Below are 23,362 nucleotides of genomic sequence, written 5' to 3' on the forward strand. Positions count from 1 at the left end.
TGACGTTTCCCTTCGATATGTAAAAGCCCTGGTTATGACGGTTCTGGATGCCGGTCAGACTATCGCCAAGACCGGACACTTCGAGCAGGTGAAGTGCACGGATCGGTGTTTGCACAGCTCAAACTTGGTAGTTGATCGTTGAATGACAACGCATTCGGGTTGTTCGGTCTAGACGCCGCCCATGATGTTCACTCCGGCCGGCACGATCAGCATGATCATGAACAGCACGGCCAAGGTGCCGAGAGGTGCGTCCATCTTCTTCGTTTTGGCTCCTGCTTCGCCTTGTTCTTTCGAGAGCAGGGCACTGCGGAGCGCTCCGGCCCGCGCGGCAAGAGTGTCGGCCACGCTCGCTCCCTGGTCGCCGGTATAGGTCATGATGTCCGCGAGATCTCCCAACTCCGGCAGCGCCAGTTCGGCTGCAAGATTGGACAGAGCAGCCCATGGTGCCTGTCCGGCGAGGGACGCTTTCTGAAGCTCGGCATCCAGACGTAGAAACACCCAGCTATCGCCCACTGCGGCAGCGCGTTCGAGACTTTGGAATGCAGCGACGCCGCCACTTCGGTTCAACGAAACGAAGTCGATGAACGCCGCCAATGCTCGGGTGAATTCGAGTCGGGCACTAGCGGCGCGAGTCTTGACGTCGGCGTCGGGCGCGAAGAATCCCACCAGCGCCAGGACGAGGGAACCGGCTACGGGAAAAGTCAGGGGCACTGCCATGCCGAACAGCGCCAGGAGTGCGATCGAAATCGGCGCGATGATCAGACCTATTGCAGCGGAAAGGATTTTGTCTCCGATGAACTTTTGTGGAGTTTCTCGGAGGATCGCCAGGTCCGCGGTCGGGATCCTGAACCACGCCTGCGATCGCAGCCGCGGGTAGAAGCGGGCACCGACCTTGTAGGACAGGGCATCCGAACCGGTGAGGTCGTCACCGCCGCGGGTGTCGACGGTGTACGGGTCCGGGGCTGCACCGGACAGTCGTTCCATGGCATCGCCGAGTGCTGGGTCGGCCGGCAGTATGCGGAGAACGAGGAGGATCAAGCCGAGAGCGGCGAGAGCGGCAAGGGCGATCGCCCAGAGCTCGAAGTTGTTCATACTGCGCTCCTCTCACGTGCGGTGTTTGCTGCGTCGCGGTCCTTGGTGCCGATGAACCTGGGGTATTTCACTGGCAAGGTGTATCGCTTCATCCACCCGAGCACCAGGCCGAAACCGATGAATTCGAGGAACAGAACGGGCTGGAGGAGGGGCTGTTTGTACGGGTCCATGTAGTTGGTGAACAGGAACAACCCAACGATGACAACGACGGTGATGACGGTGACCCCGCGAGCGGTCGTGCGGGGCCCTTGCCGTTCCGCTTCGGCCGTTCTGCGGTTGCGCACGTTCTCTGCCACCGATTCTGAAAGTCGCTTCAAGGCTGCGGTGAGTCCGGAGCCGCGCAGGCGAGCTGCCTGCCGCAGTGCACCGACCACGTAGTCGCCGGTGGAATCGTCGAGATCGTCTGCGAACCGAAGCAACGCTTCGTCGATCGACACATTGCCACGCAGGCGCGTGATGAGGCTCGTAATTTCCGGACGCAATGCTTGAGGCATTCCCCTGTGCGTTGCGATGATGGCCTGTTCGAGGCCGGATCCTGCTGCGAGCACTCCAGTCAGGTTGCGCACCCATTCTTCGAGGGCATTGAGGCGTTCGATGTCGTCGGCGGCGGCTGACGATCCGAGTAGGTAGGGGACGCCTACTGCTGCGATCGGAATGATGGGGAAGAGTACGAACCATCCACTGAGGAGCCATGCAGCAAGGCCGACGGCAGTTCCGATGGCGAGGAGTAATTTTGTCCGCCGGGCAATCCGCGCACGTGAGGTGCGGTGGCGTGTCGGCGCAGTCGGGTCGCGGCGATCGCGAATTCCGTTGGCAAAAAACCACATCCCGGCGGCAAAGACAAGGACGATACCGACGGCCGTGAACGTGTACATCAGAGCCCACCACCTGTGATCGTGTTGATGGGGATTTGGTTCGGACTGAAACCGCCTGCGTAGAGCTTGCGGAGCAAAGCTGGGGGCAAAGTTCCGTATTCGCCGGTCCCGCCCGGCTTTCCTTCGTAAATTTTGGTTACTGCGGGCATGGCGTTTTCGCCGGCCTCGATATGGATGACCTCGCTGACGAATCGGACCTGACGCCTCTCGCCGGTGTCGGTAAATTCGTAGTCCGTCTGCAGCTGAATGATCAGATTGATGTGGTGTGCCACTTGGCGGTAGGCGTACTCGACCGGCACTCCTGCTTCGAGGGCGCAGGTGACGAGGCGGTCGATCGCGCCGGCGGCATGCTCGGCGTGCGTGGTACTCAGGGAGCCTTTGGCCATCTGCATTGCTTTGAACATGTCGATGATCTCGCCGCCGGCTACCTCTCCGACGATGACACGGTCGAGCTGCATTCGCACGAACTGGTAAAGGATGTCGGACAGCGTCGTCGCGCCGCGTAGCGCTCCGGTCAGCTCGTTTCGTTCGCCGCCGCCGGTGATTGCCTCGGCTGCAACAACATACGGTCTGCGACCGTCGAGTTTGTCGAGGAACAGTTCGTACTCTGTCTCTGCTGTGCCGATCCGTGTTTGCAGGGGAAGGCAGTTGGCGAGCGCACGAAGGTTGGTTGTTTTACCTGATCCCATGGGCCCGGAGATCACGATGGAGGCACCACCGATGACTGCGGCGCTGAGGATCTCGGACAACAGTTGGGGCATAACACCCATTTCGACCATCTTGTCGATGGTCACATCCTTGTGGCGGTGCATGCGGATGGCGATACTGGGATGGCGGACCGAGTAGCCCATCGCGGACAAGCGGATGTCGCCGGGCAGATTGAGGCGGAGGTTGGGGTTGACCTGCGAGAACGGTCGTCCACCACCGGGTGCGCGCTGCGCGAGGTTGGTGAGCCAGTCGTAGAGCTCTTCGTCGCTGTCCGCGATCGGCGGTCGTGCCTGCAGACTCCCGTCGGGGTACATCACAATGACGCTGTCGCCGTTGATGAGGATGTTCTCGACGTTCGGGTCGTCGACGAGCGGCTGAAGTGGGCCGAGTCCGAACAGCGTGTCGAAGACCGCTTTGACCAGCGTCTGTTCCTCTTGGACGCTCAGCTGTTCGTGACCGGTGTCGATCGCGGACTGCACTTCTTTGCTGACGAGATCTATGACGATCTGCCTGCCCGACTCACGCTCCTCGTCCGGGGTCATGGCAGTGACGCCCAGCTCAGGGTTGAGGGCCTGATCTGCTCGTTGGGTCTTACGGAGAGAGAGGATTTCGGATGCTTCTTTGGTCAGTTGCTTGACCAATTGGTGGTTGGTCCTCGCGACGTCCGACCGCTCAGCTGGAAATGGTGATGGCGATGTGAACGGGACCGTCTCGAGTCGCTCGGGTTCCGGGTGGGAGTGGCGACCGTCCTTGCCGGCTGCGGCGAGCAGACCTGCAGATGAGGAGCCGTATTGCCCGCTCCTGTAACGAGTTATCTCGTTGTCGCCATCGTCGAGGATGATCGGATCGGCGGCAAACATCGGTAGGTCGGGTAGGGCTGGTCGCTCGTCGTAGTCGAAGTCGGGGGCGTTGTTGGTCATGCGGGTGTTCTCCCTTTGGCCTTGTCGGCTCGTTACGCGGGCTGTGAGCTGTATGGCGAGTTGGCGATCCATACGGGCTGGTGCGTTTCGTGGAAGCGCTCGATCTTTTGCCAGGTTCCGTCGATTGCGCGTAGATAGCTTGATCGACGTCGCCGCCAATTACTGAGCGAGGCACCTTCGGAAAAAACTTGCGCGTGTACCGGTGATTCGGGAAGGACTGCGATGACGTCGAGGCCGGTCGCCGCGGCGGTCTCGGCTGCGCTGTAGGGCTCGGTACCCCTGACAATGAGGCCGATGCTGGCCGGCGACTTCGTATTCTCCAGATGCTGCTGTAGTGGGCCCAAGCCAGCACGAACCGCTGCCACTGCGGTCCTGGTCGGTCTGAGCATTATGGCGATAACGTCACTGTGACGGATCAGGTCTTGATGTCCGGACCGTAGATTGAGGCGACCGGCGTCGACGAGCAGGTCACCGCCGCCCTGTTTCGACAACAACGCCAGATGTGCCCCCAACGGGCCCCACGTCGACTTCATCGATTCCGTTTGAGCTGCATTGACCAGGCCGGGGACGAACCATCCTTGCGCCTTGGTCGGCTCCTCTGGATCGAACGGCCCGATTCTAACTATTTGGTGCTGGAAGGCTGGGCCTATTCGGCCGTGCCTGTTCGGCTCGACCAGTTGGATGATCGATCGGTCGTGCCGGCGGCGCGCGTGAAAGTACCCGGCCAGCGTCGGGGACGATCCGATCGGATCGGCCTCGATGTACAGCAGCTTGCGGGAGTCTGCGGTGAGAGCGATGCCCAGGCCGGTCGTCGAGACGCCTGGCGAGCCGGAGATCGAGGTCAGGGTGACGAGCATGGCTCAGCGCTCCCGGGAGTCGAGGACGATGGCGACGCGGTTGGTGGCGGCTCGGGCGGCGATCCAGCTGGCCTCGTCTTTCTTGACCAGAACGTCCACTGTCGTCTGTCCGGTCTCGGGGATGTCCTTCACGGCAACGACCTGTGCGTTCGCGGTGACCGGACCCTGCACCGGGGAATCGTCTTGATCTCGGGGAGTGTCGACGATCCGGACGTTGTCGCCTGCGAGCAGTGGCTCTGCGGGAAGTTTGCCGATTGCGACGGTGATGCCGACCAAAGTGTTGTCCCCGCTGGGGATTACGGCGTTGGTGAACGACGATGGGTTCAGTGCCGATCCGCTCAGGAGCGGAACTGCTGCGCTCTGGCCCACGACCGATGCTTTGTCTGTGGCAGGAACGGTCGCGATGGTCGCATCGCTGTTGACCTCTGCGGTTTTGAGGTCGTCGGTGGTGATCGTCTCCCCCTGTGGCACGTCGCGGGCGAGCACCAGAATTGTCGTGGTGGCGCGCATGGCGTTCACCAAAAAGACCGCTCCTACGATTGCGACGGTCATCAAGGCGACTCCCGCGATCCAGTACGACCGTCGACGGCGCACTTTGGTGGTGGATACGACTTCGGTGAAGTCATGGCCCGGCTTAGGAGATGCCTCTCTTGCGCTGCGCGGCTCCCCCACTGTGGCGGTCGATGTCTTTTCTTTGAGATTGCCGAACATGGGCATAGCTCAGTCACTTTCCGTTTGTGTCGTGGCGTCGAGGCCGAGATGTGCTTTGAGGGCAGTTCCGATGAGGTGGCTGCGGGAACGGGCCTTGAACTGGTCTTTCAGTTGATCGATGATCACCCAGTCATCGGCGTACAACCCGACCGTGACTCCCTTCTTCTCCGCCTTACCCTCAGACGGCTTCCCACCTACTCCCCTGGCGCGGAACAGACCTCCGCCGACCTTGCCTCCCGGAAACAGAAGGCTTTCGAGATCGCTGTGGACATCCTCGATAGCAGTGATGACCACCTCGCCGTGGGTTCTCCCTGTCCGTTTGCTCTCCTTCGCCAGACCGTGTGCAACCCCGACAGCAAGATGAACCGTCGACGGCACAATCGTGTCGTCGTGCCCCAATTCAGCTGCACCAGAGGATGTCTCCTCCTCGTTTGAACTCAACTGCACCACCTCCGCTGACATAGCACTTATCGATCCGGCCGGCGGCGGTGGCATGAAGGCTGCCCCGAGCGACTGTCGCGCAGGCGGAGATGTCGGCACGTTCGCACTCTCAGCGCTGTCGGTCCTCACTCACGATCCTTCCGATGTCCCCGTGTACCTGAGTCGCAGGCTTGAGTGCGACGTACGAGATATACCGGGTCTCCCGGACACCGCGAACAGCGTCGATCCGAACCGAACCCTGCAAAACGAACCCCGTGTTCGTCCCGCAAGAGGACCCCATCCCCTCCCCACCAGGACAAAGGCTATCTCCACCTCAACAACAGTGGTGATCAACACGCGGTACATAACATTTCAGTAACAAGGTAGTCGATCGCGCACTCGTTCAGTTCCGAAGCAAACGCGGCGCGGCACCGACCCCTGACGGTCCGTGCCGCAAGCAATGTCCTCTGCAACTTCTACGGGCCGTTGACTGACTCTCAACCGAACTGCACTCGGCGCTGCCTCTTGACTCCAAGACAAGTTGGATTATGATCACTGCCACGTGATCACAACACGATTTTGTTATCGTTTGACACTCATGTCGGACTGATGTGGTTCTCGTGACTCAGTGCTATTTGATTTGATGGCTTTCATGTGTGTCCACAATCTGCCGCCAATGTTTCTTCAACGCAGCGTCGTTCACCGACGATCTTGAACCGATCGCCATGCAGAGCTCACCAGGAAAACCACCACATCTACCTCTTCGGCCGTGGGCACAGTCATAGAACTGATGCCAGAGGGGTGGTGACACACCACCATTTACCTGCAACCATTGAACGATGAGCTTCTCCGACACCGCCACCGCGCCAGGCAGCGGCGTCGCAGCCCGAACGCTCGACGACCTACGATGGCACCGCGAGTTCCATCGTCAGTCCCAGTTTCGCTGGTGGGACACCGAGGCCGCGCTCGTTGCCACCGAATTCACTCGTGGACAGGACCAGTTCCACACAGTGCACGACCTGGCACAACTGGAGCGATGTCGGCTAGCGCTCGCCGACTACACCACGACCTGCCAGCGAGCCCTGGGCCGCGCCCTCAAACAGTCACAACACGTTCTCGACACGCAGAGCTGGACTTTCGCGACTGATGCGCTCCTGCTGTTGCCGTGGACATGCGAGCAGAGCAGCTACCTTGCGACCTGGGCCGACCCGCACGATCCGACAGCTCTGAGCAACCCTCAAGTCCGGCGCATTCAACGTTCCTGTGAGCGCATGATGTTCGGAAATCCCCTCATTCTTAGTTGGGAATTGAGCCACCTGTGGAGCCTCTACCGAGCCGCCGAGACACTGCTCGAAGACACCCTTGTAGATCTCACCGTTGAACTCTCAGAATCAGTCCCTGACGCCACCCTGCTGTGGGCCACCCAAATGGCGTCGAAGATCGGTCTGGAACAACGGATAGCCGAACAGCGAACGACCCGCGGAGAGCCTGGCGATCCCCGCCGCCGACTGCGTCAGAGCTATTCGGATCTACGCTGATTGGAACGCGAACAGTCCCCCGTTGACCTGGCGTCTTATGTGAAATTCGTGCCAGGCTCGCGTCGAACTACGTAGCAATCCTCGCACTCCCCTACCGATACCTCTCCCCTCAACACTTCGCTTGAGCCTTCGCGAAGCCAGCAGAGCCTGCGGATTGGGAGTCGCGGCCATGATCGCAGCTCGAATCGCACGCTGATTCGCACATATCGACGCTTTGTTGATCCGACATAACTACCCACTCTCGATCCCGTTCATCATCCCAGTGCTCTGCTCCCCTACCTCCGTTACCGTCTACCGGGCAATCATCCCAACACAATGGGCGTAGCACTTCGTAGTACTCCTCGCACAGTAAAGCGTTGGTTTCATCGCGTACTAAACCGCGTGTTTGAGGGCGTACAAATACGCTTGTTACACCGTTGGTTAATACGCGTAATACTACGCATGCAATACCGGGTATAACTCCGCACGTCAACACGCGGGTTAATTACCGTTTTGGTCAGCACATCAATGCCCGTGTTTCTTCACGTGTTAACAAGGGTGTTGATATGCGACTTAACGTGCGTATTGGTACGCTGTTACTAGGGCGCAGCACTACATGTTTTATTGCGCGTGTTTTGCCGCGTAAGAGTGCGAGCATTGATACGCATGGTGTTACGCGACTTAGACCGTGTTGACTGACGTGCGTGACTGGGCGTACTCTCGCGCACACAACCACGCACGACAACCTGCGCATCCGCCCGCACAAGAGCGTGCGGGACAAGTCGAGCCGCTCGCACGTACCGATTCGGCACCGTGAACGCCTCCCGGTCACGCTTCTCCACGGCAGCGCTCGAATAGATGCACGCGGATCCAGGACTCTGGAAGGAAGGTTCTATCGATGGCAATATCAAATTCCCTCGCAGTCACCCAAGGTAAAGGGGGAGTGGGCAAGACGACGGTTGTTGCCAACCTCGCAGGCCTGTTCGCCGCTGCCGGCTACCGTGTTCTCGTCGGGGAGTTCGACCCTCAGGGCAACCTGGCCCGCGATTTCGGTTACGAAAAGCAGTCCGGTGAAGAACTTCTGATGTCGTTGATGTCAGGCGGACAACCCCCGATCATCAAAGACGTCCGACCCGGTCTAGACGTCATTCCCGCTGGTCCTGCGCTCGTCGACGTTGCTGGCATGATGCTCTCCAGGCTCAGCCGCGGGGGCGAATCGCTGGGGCAGATCCTCCACAAAGTCCTTGCCCCGATCGTTCCCGACTACGACATTGTTCTCTTCGATACCCCGCCAGGCGACGTGATCATCGGTGATGCGGTGCTGTACTGCACGTCGTCCGTTCTCATCCCTACTCGCGCCGACGATGGCAGCCTCGACGGCCTCGACCGCGTCGCCGAGCGCTTCGCGCGTGCCCGGGAGCACAATCCGCAACTGAGATTGGCTGGCATGCTTCTGTTTGCGGTCGGCAGTAGGTCACAACGGCTCCAGGACCAGGTGAGGGAAAGTATTACGCAAGCCATTCCTGACACCATTGCCCCCATCTTCGGCACGACAATCCGCTACATGGAGAGCGCCGCTGCCGACGCGCGGCGGCATGGGCTCCTAGCTCACGAACTCGAAGGCGCTACTGCTAGCGCAAAGAAGGCTCGGTTGAAAGCGCTGAGGGACAAGGTGAAACCACCCAGCCTTCTGCTCTCTCGGGATGCAACCGGGTTGGCGGATGACTACGAGGCCCTAGCAGCTGAGGTCTTGCAACGCTTGGCCGAGCTTGCTGCCGAAGCCGATCACGCAGAAGAGGTAGCACCCGCATGAGCACCACTGATCGCAAGAAGCGACCCAGCCTGGCGGACCAATTCGACAAGCCCGCTCCCCGTGGATCTGGCCTCGCCAACATTTTCCCTCGCAATGGAACGGGTTCCCTCGCCAGGCCTGCCGCAGTGGAACCACGCTCGACCGACGTGGCTGCCGAAAGAGCCGTCGACGAGCCGCACGTACAGGCTCCGGACGTGACATCTGCACCGGATGCTCCTGTAGCACCTGCACCAGAGCCTCCGACCGAGGTTGCTACATCTGCCTCGCCCTCCGGGGGCAGCACTGCCGCAACCGAGGACGTAGCCACCACACCCGAAACCGGGGCCGACACCGCTACAGCGGAGCCGTTGGCTGCGATTGTCGGTGATGAAGATGTGCGCCCGATCGCGGTCTACGTTCCCGCGACGGTCAAAGAGGCCTGGAAGACGCGATCTCAGCGGGAGAAGAAGTCCTACGGCGAGATCGTCGAGGATGCCTTCGCCGCGCACACCCCGGAAACCTTGGTTCGCCTCTTCGCCCCTCGCGCCGTCGAATCGCCACGCGGTGGCATGCCGCGTCTGGCCCGCCCGAAGGTCGCGAGCGGGGGAGTGGAGGTGCGTCCACATCTGTGGGTAGCCCAGACCCGATGGATAGACGAGCAGGTAGAAGCAAGTCCGCTCATCCCCTCACGAAGCGCGCTGATTGCTGCGGTCGTTGAGGACTATCTGATCTCTTGATCCGCCGGGCCAGAGCGTCTTGCTCCTGGCTCCCCACCGTGCTCCCCACCATGCTCCCCACTCCGGTGGGGAGCGTTTTTTTGCCTTTGAGCTGCCCTTATCTCCATGCTCCCCATGCTCCCCACATAAAAGAGCCAAGGTCACGCGTATATCGATGAAGGGGCTTGCGCAGCGGGTCGGTTCGACGAGCTGGGGTGTTCGTCGTGTCCGGTGCCGCAGAGACAATGTCGAGAGATTTCGCCACTTCTGTCACAGAGGTAGATCGAGACGGATCTACCTGTCATGTGTGGTGCGAGGGCGGGTACGGACGAGGTGCGGAGGAACATGTGAACGTGGCACGACAGGCAGGCGACACACCGGATGTCGCGGCCTCCCTGTTTCTGTTACCGAATCCGTTTAATGTGATCGCATGGCTGGAAGCAAACCTGGGAGAGAGTCGAAGGGCCCTCGCATACCCGCAATGGTGCGCACGCCCGACACGCAGTATGCGCATTACAAAAACGAGGCCGACGCCCTTGGCCTCGACCTCAGCGACTACTACGTCTATGTCATGGCGCTGCACCATGATCTACCCATGCCGCATTACATCCAAGATCGAATCGATCCCGCACAGTACAAGCTGGGCGCGTGATGACCTACCCCTAGACAGTGAAAAACCCCCCTCGTGCTTGGCGGCGAGAAGGGGGGTCTTCCGGATTCACAAGTGAGCGAATCGCTCCGCTCCAACCACCCACCGGGAACAACCACGAACACGACAGGAGGTGTATTGACATCATAGCTCAGTACCCCTGCCTCGCCGTGATTTGCGCTCCGAACCCAGCGCGCGTCGTACATCTACGTGTCGGCGGTGAGTCGTGACGTCACCGACTCCCAACCGCGGCCACATGTGGTCGATGGACAACATCCGTCCACGCCTCGAGCAGCTCGGCGGCTTCAAAGCCACATCGAGTACCCAGTTTCAGGCGAGATGCCCCGTTCACGACGACCGTCACGCTTCGCTGTCTGTCACCTGGACTCCGGGCCACCACGGTTCTGGAATGGTGCTGCTGCGGTGCCATGGCTGCTCAGCGACGGCCGCAGAAATCGCCGAGCGTCTCGATATCGGTGTGTCCGATCTGTTCGACGAACCCTTGCCGAGTCGGGATCCGAGCGCACCGCGTGTCGGTAGATCCCCGCAGCAACGGGCAGCGGGCAAACGACGTGGGCGTCTGGGGCGTCTGCCTGCTCGGATTGCCGGTCCGATGCCGGAGCCCGAGGTCGAGCACTCTTGGTCGGAAGTTGCGCGCTATCCCTACACCGATGCCGACAGCGTATTGGTGCAGGAGGTCATCCGCGAGGAGTGCACCTCGTGCGGCGTCAAACACAAACGATTCCGGCAGTTGTTCGTCGGTCCGAATCGCACGTACGTCAAACGTAAGCCTGCGGTGTTCACTCCGGTCCTGTTCGCGATGCCGCAGCTGCAAGCGGCGCTGTCGGCCGGCCAGCCGGTGTGGCTGCTCGAGGGCGAAAAGGATGTCGAGACCGCGATGCGTCTCGGTCTGTGCGCGACCACGAATGCCCAGGGTGGCCTGAACTTTCCGCCACAGCTCGCCGAGGTGTTCGCCGGTGCCGCAGTGCGCGTTGTGCTCGATCGTGACGCCGCAGGATACGAGCGCGGCATCGAACTGGCGTCGCTGCTCGGCGCAGTTGATGCCGAGGTACAACTGCTGCTACCCGGCACAACAGATGACAAATCAGACTTCACAGATCACGTCGAGGCCCAGCTGTGGGATCCGGACGATATGTGGAACGGGTTGATTCCCGTCCATGTCGGTGAGGTTGCGGCACATGCTGCGCTGGCCAAGCTGCGCGGCAAGGCCGCCGAGGTCGAAAAGGCGGCTCAGGAAGCGGCTGCGCGTGCCGAGCGCGGGCGAGTATCAGGTCACCAGGATGAGTGCGCAGACGAGATCCGCCTCGCTGGGCGCTGGGCCGTCGAGGCGGAGCGCCTGTTCGAGCCGTTGAGCGAAGCCGTCGATGCGGTGCGTAGTTTCGCTGCCGCTGAGGGCACGAAGTGGTCGCAAGAAGCGGTCGATGCCGCTACCGCTGTGTGGCGTACTGCCCGCACGGCTGCCCGTGCCGCACACGATATTTCGCGCACTCCGATTCCACCGCTGCTGCACGACGAGGACGAGCACGACGCGGTGCCGCCGGCGACCGGATCCAGCCACATCGACGCCGGTGAATCGACACATCCGCTCCCTGACGGACCCCGACTGCACCTGGTCGGGGCGGCCACCCGCGGCGCTCAGATATCTGCACCGACGTATCGGGTCGTAGAGGGAAGCCTCGTCGAAATCGTCACCAACCGAGATGGCGAGCAGACCGCCAAAATGGTGCTCAGCATCGATGCTCGGATCGTGGAGATGGAATACCTCGAATCGCAGGACGACGGCCTCGACGTCGACGCACCGACCCTGCTCGGACGCGAAGATATCGTCGGGCAGCGGGAAGCCAATCCGCCGTCGCCCGAACAGCTTTCCGCTGTCGTCATCGGGTACACCCATCCCGATACGGGCGAGTTCATGCGTATGCGGGTGGACGCACAGGACTATCGGGACTGCACCTGGGCGGATTCTCTTCCCGGGCCGCCGACGTACGACTCCAAACCCTCTGGAATCGCCAAACTTCGCGACGCCCTGAAAGTGGCGGGTGGAGTGACGATTGCCCGGACGGTTCGATTCCGTTCCACCGGTTGGCGTAAGGACCGAAACGACGAGTGGTTCTACGTGCACGCGGGTGGCGCTATCAGTGCTGCCGGTGCCCGTGTTGCGCCGGTTCTGCTCAGTGGACCGCTCTCGCGTTACGACCTGCCGTGCCCGATCGCCGATGCACCTCGATTGCGTGATGCCTTCATGGTCGATTCGGGATCGATGCTGACGCGTCTGCCGGTGCGAATCGCTGCTCCGTTGCTCGGGCACGTCTTTCGCGCGGCCTTGGGACCCAACCCCTGGGTTCTTTCGCTCATTGGTTCGCCCGGTTCGTACAAGACCTCGATCGCGTCGATCGCGATGCATCACTTCGGTGAGCTGTGGGATCGTCGGCGGCCGGCATCGTCGATGTCAGGTAACGGTGACACTCTCAATGCGCTTCGCATCAAACTGAATTCGTCGAAAGATGCGCTGTACTGGGCCGATGATGTCGCTCCCACACGAGACTGGGGGGCTGCACAGAAAGCGCTCGAAGAGTTCGCGCGCATGGTCCACAACGGCGAACAACGGAGCCGTTCCAGTCGCGACGGGTTGAGCATCCTCGACGGCACCGCCCCCCGATCGTCCGCGATGGTGACCTCCGAGGTCATGCCTCGACCAGGGTCCGGCGCTCAGCGCATGTTGGTGGTGCCGTTGCAGTCCGACGAGATCGAACTCGACGAGCTGATTCGACTCGACAGTGAGCAGTCTCGACATGGACGCGCCCTGCTGATGGCCTCGTTCCTGCAGTGGTTGTGCCCCCGCCTCGAGGAACTGCGGGAAAAGGTCTTCAACGAGGGCGCGCACTACGCCGAGGGCTTACGTGAGCAGGGTGAGACCGTGCGCCAGGCCGAAGCGGTCGGTGCAGTGTGGGCAGGGTGGCAGGCGTTCACCGCTTTTCTGCTCGATGTCGGCGCGCTCGATGCCGATGAGGTCGAGCAAGTTCTCGACGTCGTCGACGGCGGATTGCACGACGCGGTCGTCGCTGCGGCCGATCCCGATCTGCCTTCACGTACCGGGGCGCGGGTGCGCGAGCTCCTTGCGCACGCACTGCGTACCGGGTTGGCCTACGTCGACGACGTTCGTACCGGTGAAGCACCCGACCGCCCGCTCGCCGGCCGGTTGGGGTGGCGACGGACGTTGGTCTCGGACTATCAGGACGTCAAGAAGTACCGCGAAGACGCACGCGGGATCCGGTTGGGGTACGTGCTCACCGACCCCGGACCACGCGACGGTGAAGCGCAGCTGTTGATCGAATCGACTGCCCTCGAACAGGTTCTGAAAGCCGCGGCATCGACGATGTCCGATGCTCCACAGATCGATCGAGGCACGGCGCTGCGGGCCCTCTACGACGAGGGAGTTCTGATCGCCGAGGAACGCGCAGGCAAGACACCCCGTTACACCGTCCAACGCACCATCCATTGTGAGGAACGGCGGCAGCGGATGACCGCTCTCCGTCTGTGGGCGATCCTCGGCGACGGCCCCGACGACGGTCAGATCGGCATCTTCGACGCTGATGGCGGACCCGACGATGCACCGGACGGTACGACACCGAGCGACGTTCCGGGTTCGACCTCCGCAGTGGCCGACCTCGCGACGTTGTTCTCGGTATCGAACAGCGACACCTCATCGACGACGGGCAGCTCTCGTGCCAACGACGCGGAAGCTACGTCTGACAACTCCGAACAGGAGGACATTCCAGTGGGAAGCTACCCCGATGCCGAGGGCCATATCGCTGTGGCAGAACATATTTCGCCGAGCGTCCCGTGCGTGAAGTGCGGAGTGGGCTCGGGCCTTCGCTTCGATGGCCACGTTCTGCACGCGCAGTGCTGGTTCGGAAGCACAGCTGCCTCCCGCGCTGCACTGGTTGCCGATACCGCAGCCGCAGCGAAGCCGCCTGCACCCGCCTCCACTGGCCCGCGGCCGTCGAACGAACCTGCTCGTCGAGCTGCTTCCGAGGCCGCCGAGTCGAGTGCTCCTACGGTTGCGCAACCCAGTGCGCCGCTCGAGACCACGCAGCCTCGGCGTTCAGCTCCCGCGAAGACCGCGGCCAACCCGTTCGCTGCCCCTGCCGCCGTCCTGGACGTCGATGGCATTTGGATGCCCGACGGAAGTCGAATCAATTTGCCACAGAACATCTCTCACGTCGGTCATGTCGCCGCGCTGGTGCAGGAGCTGCGTCTGGGCACTCAGACTTCGTCGTGGCAGAGCGAACCGGGACAGATCTGGGTGACCGCGGCGATGACCGAGAAGTTCGGGGTGGATCTGAGCACGCTGAGCGACGATCCGTCGCAGCGACGCAAAGACGTCGGCGAGGCCACTGCCGGCACAGCGTTCGTCACAGATGCAATCGCCGACGGTTGGACCCTGGGCAAGCCCGGTGACCGGCTCGGTGCGTGGACCCGTGTGTGGCGCACCCAGGGCGAGCACCGCGGTGTGTGGGTCGTCCTGGCTGCCGGCATGAACGCCGATCCACGCGATATCCCTATTCTCGGAGACCGACCGTCCCCGAGCAAACTCGCGCGTCGATTGTCGCTGTTCGCCAGCGCGTTGAAGATGCCGTGGGTGATCACCCCGCAGTCCACAGGTTTCGACCTGATGATCTCGACTCGATTCAAGGACCGCGAGCGGATGTTCGGGGCACAGACTCCCGTCGGCCCGGCCACCATCAGCTCCCTCGAGGACGATTACGCATGGTCCCGCAAACCGACCAGCGACGAGACATCGATGATCTACGTCCACGCGTACGACCGAGGAGGCTCGCATGCTGCGGGAATCGCCGGTTTGGAGATGCCGATCGGATCGGCCACTCATCATCCAGACGGGCGAGCGTTCGACAAGAAGCTGCCGGGCTATTGGCGGGTAGAGGTTCCCGAGGCAGGGGACTGGCGCATCCCACATCCATTGATGCCTCTCGGCGGCCGGCCGGGCCTGCTGTGGGTGACCACACCGAGTCTGCAGGTCGCCGGAGAACTCGGCTACGAGCTCGAACCTGTCGAGGCCTACGTGTGGAACGAACATGGCCGAGTACTCGATCCGTGGTACGAGCGAATCCGGGACGCACGAACAGCTTTGGACGTCGACGACGTCGACGCTCAGTTGGCCAGAGATCTGCTCAAGGGCGTCTACACGCGCACGATCGGCCAGATGGGGTCCTCGGTTCATATGACCGGACGAGCAGGTTTCTCGCCTGAGCGACGCCATCACATCATCGCCAAAGCGCGGGCGAACATCACTCGTCGCATCGTCAAGATCGGCACCGTCTCCGACCGGTGGCCGGTGGCCATCACGAACGACACGGTTCTCTACACCAGCAACGATCCGGATCCGATCGCGTCCTGGCCTGGGGAGGACAAGCAGCTCGGTCGAGGGTTCGGCCAATACAAGTGGGAGGGCTCCGCTCGACTCGGCGATCATCTCGAGTTCCTCGTCGGTGGCCGCTACAAGGGCAAGGAAGCGCTGACGATGAACTGGGATGCCACGACAGGCAAGGGGGAATAGCCAATGGCCGGGCGCAAGCATGCTGGCTTCAAAGAGAACCTGGAAGCAGACGAACGCCGACGCAGCTCACTGTTCCAGGGCTTGACGGGCAGGCGTGGTGCCGATGTCTCCGGCAAGGCCGGCACCACCCCTGACATGCGTGGGATGCTCCTCGCCGCGTACGGCCCGGGCACTCGGGGCGGGGTGAACACTGCCGCAGCTGCGCGCGATCTCGGAGTCTCACGTCGTACGGTGGAACGCTGGGTTGCCGCCGAGGGACGCCAGCGAATCTCGAAGCCGAAGGCCGAGACTCTGAGCAAGCTCACCACCAAGTCGCGGCAGGCAGCGACGACGCAACAGGGCCGGCGCGCCGCCATCAAAGCTGTCCGAGAGAGCAAACAGGGCAAGTCGATCGCCAAATACGGTGCGCGCGTACAGATCAAGGGCCGACAAGGCGTCGCCGGTGGGGGAGGGTTCTACATTCGCAATCGTTCCATCCAGATCCCCCCGGATCAGAGTGGTATGTCGCCATCCGATGTCGAGTCGATGTGGTCGGCGTACGAACGCGGCGGCGACAAAGCGCTCTCGAAGTGGCTCAGCGGCTACGCCAGCGATCGGTACGTCGACGGATGGACCTTCGAGAGCATCGACAACATCTCCATCGACCCGGTCTGACCATAAGAGTCTGCGAGTTCAGGTGTTCGGAGTGTCCGGTGCAACCGCTACGGTATCGGTGGAATCGCGCACGGCAGCGCTCTGCAGGAGGGATCAGAAAGACATGTTCGAGACCAAGTCTCAGCAGTGGAAGACCCGCGTCGTTTCTGCGTTGGCGGGTCTGATCCTCGTCAGCATGGCTGTGCAGGCCAAAATGGGATACGGCGTCTTTCTCGGACCACTCCATTAGAGCGACATGAACCCGAAGCGGCCGCGGTGGACCAAACGACAGCTCGAGGTCGCATTCACCGCGTGCTACGGCCCCTTGGTCAACGGTGGTGTCGATATCGACTATGTCGCAGCGGCATTCGGGGTGACTCGCCGTACCGTTCAGCGTTGGCTGCAGGGCTCACCTCGCGCTCGAGCGGCCATTCCCGTCCGCCGGTTGCAGCAACTTCAATTTCCCCTTCCTGAAATCCGACGTGTCGAACAGCAGACCCTCGACAATGCACGAACTGTCTTGACCGGGCTCGATCTTCCCCGTGGCCGCGGTGTCCGCAAGGAATGGCGAGAGCGACGATGGCTGGACCCCCATGTCGTGGCGATCCTCCGTCCCCACGGCTCTCCGGACCTGCGGCAGGTAGCGATCGCCAGAGGCGCACCACGCCCCGTCGCGGCACTACATAAGCGGGGCCCGCTCGATGACTTCGTCACCGTTCCCACCCGTTTCCACGCCGACGCCCTCGTCGGTGAACTGCTCGACCGCGTCGGCCCATGGCGGCTCTATCCGGACGACCGTGTCGTCGAGCTCGGCCGAACCCGCGTGTGGGCCGCATGGGCACCACCGATCGACCTACCCGCTATTGCCCGCGGTGCGGGCCTACTCGACAACTGATCAGCCTCGACCGCCGTACCCACGCTCAGTACTCGTATCCGCACCCATGACTGTCCTGTGTCGCCGCGACGAGAGAATGTCAAAGAAAGAGTGAATCGCGATGAATCGCAACAACAACTGGAACTCAAGCCTGTATATCGCTGCTGTTCCGCTCGGGCTTGCTGCCGCCTACCTAGTCGTGTGTTGGCCTTTCGAGGCATTAGTCTCGGTTCAGAGGCATCTCGGTACCGGATCCGAGGTAGTCACCGAGTCGACCCCGCCGACGATGCCCGGCGCTCAAATTGGCTTCCTAATTCTCTTCTTCGCCGCAGTTGCCGGTCTCGCTCTCGTCGCGGCGGTGCGCCGGTTCATCGAACCGAACGAGACCGAACCGAACAGCTTCCCTGGGACGTGGCGAGCGCGGACGCTGATGAGTGCAGGATTGTTCCCCATCGGCCTGTGCATGGCCTCGTTGCTGTCCCCCGAGGATGCCGAAAACCTTTCGCGCACCAGTGACTACGGCAACCCGGCACAATGGTGGAACAGTGCGCACCTTCTCGTCGCCGGCTTGGCCGAGGAACCGTTCTTCAGTGCGCTTCCGGTCTTGTTGCTCTTCGGGGTCGTCGGACTGGTCTGGCGCGTCCAGCCGTGGATGCTCGGCATCGTCATCGCGAGCTCAGCTCTGTTTCGAGCCTCCATCCATCTGTACCAGGGAACAGGGCAAGCGTTGTCGGCGTTCGTATGGGGCGCTGTGGCCGTCTACGTCTACTATCGACTCCGCAGTCTCACGGGACTCGTTCTGGCCCATACAGCTTGGAATGCATTCGTCATTGCGAACAATGGTGACTACACCGCGGCTCAGATAGTGATCGGCGGGTGTATCGCATTCACCGCCCTGTGGTCGATTTACCGACTGTCGAACACACCCACCCTCAAGCACGCCGATCTAGCACGCCCGACGGCAGCGGCCGGCCACTTTTCGATCACCACCAGCGAAGGACATTGATGAGGAATCTGACAACCATCAAACGTTGCGCGGTGATCGGCAATGCGGTGATCGGTATCAGCGCCTTCACAAAGAGCGGAATATCGTTGTGGCAGCTCGCTACTGCCAGCGGATACCCGGCAACACTGGGATGGGTTCTGCCACTGGTGCTCGACGGAATGGTAATCCTCGCAACACTCATGCTCGTCGTCGACGCCTCACACCGCTGGTTCGCGTGGGCCTTGCTGATTCTCGGGTCGATCGCATCGACGGCCGGCAACATCGTGCACGTCTCGATGGTGGACTACAGCTCGACCTTCACCGTGGCCGCGCTGGCCGCTGCTGCGCCGCCGCTGGTGCTGCTGGTCACCACGCACCTGATGATCCAGCTGGTCCGACTCGAAGCATCAGCTGTAGACGACAGCACCGACCAGCGTCACTCGGCCCCGAACAGCTCCACAGAGGCCGAAACAGCCGTTCTGTGTGTCCACGTCCTGAAACTGGCCAGCGAAGGCCACGAGCACGCTGCAGTGGCCACCAAGACCGGGCTACCCATTGAGGTCGTCGACGCAGTCATCGCAGCCGCCGAGGACGAACTCCAGATCGGCTCTGAGGAGGATCGATACCTCGCCCCGGCATGAGTTCCCCGTCGGTCTACTTCATTCGCGAGCTCAGTTCGTCGAAGAATGCTGCGAGCATCGACGGCGCGTCGGGGCTCTCGAACTCTTTGCCCCCGAACCGATAGACCTCGTATCCCGCTAGCCGGAGACGTCGGTCTTCGGTGACCATCTCGGCGTACAGCTGCGTGCTGGCGCGGCCGTCTTCGTTGGCGTAGTGCTGACGACCGTCGACCTCGATGACGACGCGTTTTCTTGCACTGAAGAGCAGCAAGAAGTCCATGCGTTGGCGTTCGAGGGGACTGCTGCCCTTGCGTTGATACTTGGTGTACGGGTCGTAGTGGAGGTAGACCTGCGGGATCAGAGCGGGAATACCGAAGCCGTGCTCTCCGTATCGACGTGAGTAGACGTCCAAGACCATCCGCTCGGGTTCGTTCTTACCGAGGCTCTCTCGCAGCCGTTTGTACAGTGACCGCCCGACATCGCGATCGTCCGTGTCTGCCATTGCTTGGTGCTCACGCCACCACTGAATCAGCTCCTGAAAGGACAGGCCGGCCTCGGTTATCGGTCTGTCGTAGACCAGGCAGAACTCAGCATTCTTGGTGATCAGGATGTCGTTGCTGACCGCGTCGCGGAGCACCATCTCCGGTTTGGGACCATTGGCCGCGAAAATGAGGTTCTTTGCGGGAGAATCGACACCGCTGGAGCCCTTTTCGTACTCTGCGATCAGCACCGCGAGCCCGTGGTCCGCGACGTCGCATTCTGCAAGCACGCGACGCGCCAGTGCGACGAGCTGGGGGATCTCGAATCCTACGAGGTAACCATCGATCAGCGACCGCTTGGTGTCGGCCTCAACCGGGGTACCTGTACCTGCCCACGTCAGGTCGAGTTCGTCGGGTAGGACCACTTCGAGGGCGGCTCGCGAGAACCCATAGATCAAGGTGTCCTCGATCGCCGACCTGAGCGTTCTGGTCGACACGATCACCCGTCGCGGCGGCTCCTCCGAGAGGCCGGCCGCAAGTGAATCCCAGAAGCTCATCGGTCAGAGGCTCCGCGGGCGGCCATGTTGAGCGGAGCGCTTACCGGCGTCGATGGCCTGGATCCAAACGAACTTCGGCGAGAATCGCCCAGAGCTTGGCGTCGTCGCCGTCGTCTCGGTGATCGGCGATGGCCTGCACGAGGGTGTTGATGACCTCACGAGAGCGTGGATTGAATCCGGCAGCTCGCGCACCAGCCCAGGCCAGGGGGTCGTCGACCACCTTGTCGAGCCTGTCGAGGGCGTGGATACACAGGTCGTGGAACTTGCCGGCACGTTTGTATTGGGCGTCGTCGAGTTCGCCGGTATCGAGCGCTGCTGCTGCTTGCTCGACGTAGACATCGATGATCGCGTTTGCGCGATCGTTGAGCTGCGGATCGAAAGTGAGGGTGTTCCAGAATGCACGCCAATTGGCTGTATCGCCGGCGGTGTTCGAGCGCGGCAGGAGGTTGTCACGAATGATCGCAGCCAGTTCCGGGTCCGTCAGTTCGCTGATCGCTCGGGCGTCGGCGGAATTCGAGGGGAGCGGGGCCGGCGTCTTGCTTCGACGCCATGGCTCGGGCTCGGTCATGTGTGCAGCTTCCCTCTCGAACGTCGCGGTTGGTGCGTTTTTCGTCGGCGGCCCGTGAGATCTGCTCCGGTATTTGTATCACTCGAACAGGACACTTCGGTCTGCTCTTTTGGCCGCTTCGTGAACTTACCGCCCGGCGCACCCGCTGTCCCCGGCACCGGGTGCGCCGGGGACATTTTCGCTTGTCAGGTGCTGTTTTTGTCGGTGTGTCGGGGTAGGTTCGAGTTGTTCTGTTGATCGGGCGGACTGACCATCTGCCCTTGTGTTAGCCCTGGGAGGGTTTCGTCGTGAGCGGTGTGTCGAGCGAGAACGCGGTGTCGGGTAGCGAGATGGTGTGGCGTGAGCGTGTTGCGTGGGCGTATCTCGCTCACGTGGCGCGGGGGCAGGGCTCGTTGGTGCATCTGGCGGTGTCCTTATCGGGCGTGGAGGCTGCAGCCGAGGCTGTGCGGCATCGGGAGGTGTCGGAGGACTTGTTGCGTGCGACGGCTCGCTCGTGGGACTACTCAGGTGCCGAGGCAGACCTCGAGACGGCGGCAACGCTGGGAGCACGATTGGTCACTCCTGCGGACGCTGAGTGGCCGCAGCGGCTGCGGATGGCCGGATGGCTGGAGGGATCGACTCCGGTCGCTCTGTGGGTTCGTGGACAGGGCGCGCTGCCCGGTGCTGATGTGTCGGCGGTGGCGCTCACCGGCACCCGGGCTGCGACCGCTTACGGCGAGCATGTCGCGTCGGAATTTGCCGGGGATCTGGCGATGCGTGGGGTGGCGGTCCTGTCGGGCAGCGGGTTCGGGATCGAGGGAGCGGTGTTGCGGGCAGCGTTGGGGGTCGGTGCAGGACCGGTAGCGGTAATGCCGTGCGGCTTGGATCGGGCGTATCCGTCCGGTCACGCTCGGTTGCTCGAGCGCGTCGCGGAACAGGGTGTGGTGGTGAGCGAGTACTCGTTCGGTGCAGAGCCTCGACGAGAACGATTCAACGGGAGTGGCGCGCTGCTGGCGGCTCTCTCCGATGCGGTAGTGGTGCCCGAGGCCGGGTCACGCGGACGTGCACTGTCTGTGGCCAGGGAAGTGCACAGGCTCGGGCGGGCGGTGTACGCGGTACCAGGGCCGGTCACCTCCGCAGCGTCGAACGGATGCCATACGTTGATCATCGACGGTGTGGCGCGTCTTGCAATGTCGGCTGCTGGCGTGTGTGCTGATCCGAACGTCTCCTGATCGGCTCGACACCGATCCGAAAGTGTGGTCGGGTATGGACGTGAGCCCTAGATGGGCCTCGGAAGCCGACTCCGCTCCCGAGGAGTTAGAGCGAGAGCCTTTGTCGCTCTGATCCTTTCGCTTCTCCCTAGACGTTCGACAACAGGCTCGCCCAGCGAAACACATGGGCGGGCCTGTTGTCTTTCCCCACCGAGCCCCGGCGCACTCGGTGCGGTCCCCGGCACCGAGTGCGCCGGGGACCAAATGTGTTGCGCGTGAGCCGTTCTTGTCGGTGGTCTCGGCTAGATTGTGGGTGTTCTGTTGATCGGGCGGACTGACCATCTGCCCCTGTGCCCTGAAAGGGGTTTGTCCGATGTCCTCTGTTTTTCGTATCTCCTCACCCGCTGATGCTGTTGCCGTGGCCGTGATGCTGGTCCGCTACGTTCCCGAGAACGAAATGGTGGTGTTCACCCCAAACTCGACAGGCGGGGCCGTCATGGCCTGCCCGCTGGGGGAGGAAGCGCCGATCGGTGGTGCCCCGTTGCTGGTGCCCAGCGGTCACCCCGTGCGTGATCTATCCGGACCGCGCGTGGTGGTCGTGTTCGGCAGTGACACACACGCCGATGCGGCATCGATGGCCGTTCTCCACGAGTTCTCGGGCGATGACGTTGCTGTGTTCCAGTTCCACGAGGGACGTGCGCGCCGCTACTTGATGAACGGGGTACTGGCGGGACCGCACGAGGTCGGCGAGGCGGTCGACCTGACGGCTCACCCCTACGTGGTCGGAGCGTTGCTCGAGGGGCAGGTACGTCTGGCCTCTCGCGCCCAAATCCGCGCGGGCTTCGTTGCCGAACAGTTCGGTGCCGAACGCGCCGCGAGTGTGGTGGACATGATGCGGGCTGCACGCGGGGCGTTCCCGGCAGTAGGGCCGATCTCGGCCGCAGAGACCATCCACCGCGAGGTACTCGCCGGGTATCTCGATTCAGGCAACCGCGGAATCGAGATATCGGATTACCACGCTGCGATGCTCGCAGCCGCCGCCTCTGACGTGCGCGTGCGCGATGTGCTGTTCGTTCACTTCACCGAAGCCAACGCCGCAGTCCTCGGCGAACTGTGGCGGCAGGTTGGCGCGGTGTTGCCCGCCAGCGAGGCAGGCCCCGCCTTCGTCCTCGCTTCGCTGAGTTACTGGATCGGACGGGAGGCGGTGCCGGCGCGGGAGGCAATGAACGTTGCCCGTGGGCTCGCCCCCGATCATTCCTTGGGGCAGCTGCTCGAACGCGCATACAACGCGGGAATCAACCCGGCGCTGTGGGAGCAGATTCGGCCCGCTGCGCTCGATGCAGAATCCGAGCGATCCCGTAACGAATGACTTGAATGCGATTGATCCGAAACCGGTTTCGCTGAATACACCATGCATCGGCGAGCCGGTTTCGGTTCGACCGCCCTCGAAAAATTCTCGATTGCAAATTGCAAATTGAGCGCGATCGAATAACAGATGCAACCGCGAAGGCGCGCAGCGCTTCGACCGAGTCCGCGAGTTCTTCGGAACGGCTTGCCGTTTCGCCTGCAGCGGCGGGCGCGCAGCGCCCAGCCCCAGCCC

At 62.2% G+C, this 23,362-nt stretch carries 20 protein-coding genes; 12 read left to right on the plus strand and 8 right to left on the minus strand.

The window, feature by feature from the left end:
• Nucleotides 1-168: 168 nt before the first annotated feature.
• The 6 genes from CH290_RS28685 to CH290_RS28710 form a co-directional block, all read right to left on the minus strand.
• Nucleotides 169-1,092 (minus strand): type II secretion system F family protein, encoded by a 924-nt coding sequence (locus CH290_RS28685; RefSeq protein ID WP_032364991.1) that lies wholly within the window; start codon nt 1,090-1,092, stop codon nt 169-171.
• A complete protein-coding gene (locus tag CH290_RS28690) occupies nt 1,089-1,967 on the minus strand; it encodes a type II secretion system F family protein (RefSeq protein WP_052047795.1) in 879 nt (292 codons plus the stop codon). The genes CH290_RS28685 and CH290_RS28690 overlap by 4 nt, the downstream gene beginning before the upstream one ends.
• Entirely contained in the window at nt 1,967-3,595 is a 1,629-nt protein-coding gene (locus CH290_RS28695) for a TadA family conjugal transfer-associated ATPase (protein WP_015586074.1), read from the minus strand. The genes CH290_RS28690 and CH290_RS28695 overlap by 1 nt, the downstream gene beginning before the upstream one ends.
• A 32-nt stretch (nt 3,596-3,627) precedes the next feature.
• Nucleotides 3,628-4,452: a hypothetical protein gene (locus CH290_RS28700; RefSeq protein WP_015586073.1), complete on the minus strand. Its 825-nt coding sequence runs from the start codon at nt 4,450-4,452 to the stop codon at nt 3,628-3,630.
• A gap of 3 nt (nt 4,453-4,455) precedes the next feature.
• A complete protein-coding gene (locus CH290_RS28705; RefSeq protein ID WP_230591630.1) occupies nt 4,456-5,004 on the minus strand; it encodes an SAF domain-containing protein in 549 nt (182 codons plus the stop codon).
• Between the two features lie 168 nt (nt 5,005-5,172).
• Nucleotides 5,173-5,733 carry a hypothetical protein gene (locus CH290_RS28710; protein WP_139278540.1) on the minus strand — a complete coding sequence of 187 codons (561 nt, stop codon included), beginning with the start codon at nt 5,731-5,733 and terminating at the stop codon, nt 5,173-5,175.
• 689 nt (nt 5,734-6,422) lie between these two features.
• Between CH290_RS28710 and CH290_RS28715 the strand changes: the two genes are divergently transcribed.
• The 10 genes from CH290_RS28715 to CH290_RS28755 all read left to right on the plus strand — a co-directional run bounded on the left by CH290_RS28715 (nt 6,423) and on the right by CH290_RS28755 (nt 18,989).
• The gene (locus CH290_RS28715; RefSeq protein WP_015586069.1) at nt 6,423-7,121 is read left to right on the plus strand and encodes a hypothetical protein; all 699 of its coding nucleotides are present in this window, start codon (nt 6,423-6,425) and stop codon (nt 7,119-7,121) included.
• An 877-nt stretch (nt 7,122-7,998) separates the two neighbouring features.
• A complete protein-coding gene (locus tag CH290_RS28720; RefSeq protein WP_015586067.1) occupies nt 7,999-8,913 on the plus strand; it encodes a ParA family protein in 915 nt (304 codons plus the stop codon).
• Nucleotides 8,910-9,629, plus strand: coding sequence for a hypothetical protein (locus CH290_RS28725; RefSeq protein WP_032364990.1), 720 nt, complete (start codon nt 8,910-8,912; stop codon nt 9,627-9,629). The genes CH290_RS28720 and CH290_RS28725 overlap by 4 nt, the downstream gene beginning before the upstream one ends.
• Nucleotides 9,630-10,089: 460 nt before the next feature.
• Nucleotides 10,090-10,260, plus strand: coding sequence for a hypothetical protein (locus CH290_RS30485; protein ID WP_015586065.1), 171 nt, complete (start codon nt 10,090-10,092; stop codon nt 10,258-10,260).
• A gap of 223 nt (nt 10,261-10,483) precedes the next feature.
• Nucleotides 10,484-15,856 (plus strand): telomere-binding protein, encoded by a 5,373-nt coding sequence (locus CH290_RS28730; protein WP_032364989.1) that lies wholly within the window; start codon nt 10,484-10,486, stop codon nt 15,854-15,856.
• 3 nt (nt 15,857-15,859) lie between these two features.
• Entirely contained in the window at nt 15,860-16,510 is a 651-nt protein-coding gene (locus tag CH290_RS28735; RefSeq protein WP_015586063.1) for a helix-turn-helix domain-containing protein, read from the plus strand.
• Between the two features lie 103 nt (nt 16,511-16,613).
• The gene (locus CH290_RS31015) at nt 16,614-16,739 is read left to right on the plus strand and encodes a hypothetical protein (protein ID WP_254924250.1); all 126 of its coding nucleotides are present in this window, start codon (nt 16,614-16,616) and stop codon (nt 16,737-16,739) included.
• A gap of 6 nt (nt 16,740-16,745) precedes the next feature.
• Nucleotides 16,746-17,384 carry a hypothetical protein gene (locus CH290_RS28745; RefSeq protein WP_015586061.1) on the plus strand — a complete coding sequence of 213 codons (639 nt, stop codon included), beginning with the start codon at nt 16,746-16,748 and terminating at the stop codon, nt 17,382-17,384.
• A gap of 100 nt (nt 17,385-17,484) precedes the next feature.
• On the plus strand, nt 17,485-18,369 hold the full coding sequence (locus tag CH290_RS28750) for a CPBP family intramembrane glutamic endopeptidase (protein ID WP_015586060.1): 885 nt from the start codon (nt 17,485-17,487) through the stop codon (nt 18,367-18,369).
• Entirely contained in the window at nt 18,369-18,989 is a 621-nt protein-coding gene (locus CH290_RS28755; protein ID WP_015586059.1) for a DUF2637 domain-containing protein, read from the plus strand. The genes CH290_RS28750 and CH290_RS28755 overlap by 1 nt, the downstream gene beginning before the upstream one ends.
• A 13-nt stretch (nt 18,990-19,002) precedes the next feature.
• Here CH290_RS28755 and CH290_RS28760 read toward each other — a convergent pair whose 3' ends face one another.
• Nucleotides 19,003-20,004 (minus strand): putative endonuclease domain-containing protein, encoded by a 1,002-nt coding sequence (locus CH290_RS28760; protein WP_072692241.1) that lies wholly within the window; start codon nt 20,002-20,004, stop codon nt 19,003-19,005.
• A gap of 40 nt (nt 20,005-20,044) precedes the next feature.
• Nucleotides 20,045-20,572, minus strand: coding sequence for a hypothetical protein (locus CH290_RS28765; protein WP_015586057.1), 528 nt, complete (start codon nt 20,570-20,572; stop codon nt 20,045-20,047).
• A gap of 287 nt (nt 20,573-20,859) precedes the next feature.
• Here CH290_RS28765 and CH290_RS28770 point away from each other — a divergent pair, with 287 nt between their 5' ends.
• The gene (locus CH290_RS28770; RefSeq protein WP_052047799.1) at nt 20,860-21,783 is read left to right on the plus strand and encodes a DNA processing protein DprA; all 924 of its coding nucleotides are present in this window, start codon (nt 20,860-20,862) and stop codon (nt 21,781-21,783) included.
• Between the two features lie 352 nt (nt 21,784-22,135).
• Complete coding sequence (locus CH290_RS28775; RefSeq protein ID WP_015586055.1) at nt 22,136-23,131, plus strand: DUF4192 family protein; 996 nt, start codon at nt 22,136-22,138, stop codon at nt 23,129-23,131.
• The last annotated feature ends 231 nt before the right edge of the window (nt 23,132-23,362 follow it).

The organism is Rhodococcus sp. 06-156-4, assembly GCF_002259345.1.
In the GTDB taxonomy this organism is placed as follows: domain Bacteria; phylum Actinomycetota; class Actinomycetes; order Mycobacteriales; family Mycobacteriaceae; genus Rhodococcoides; species Rhodococcoides fascians_E.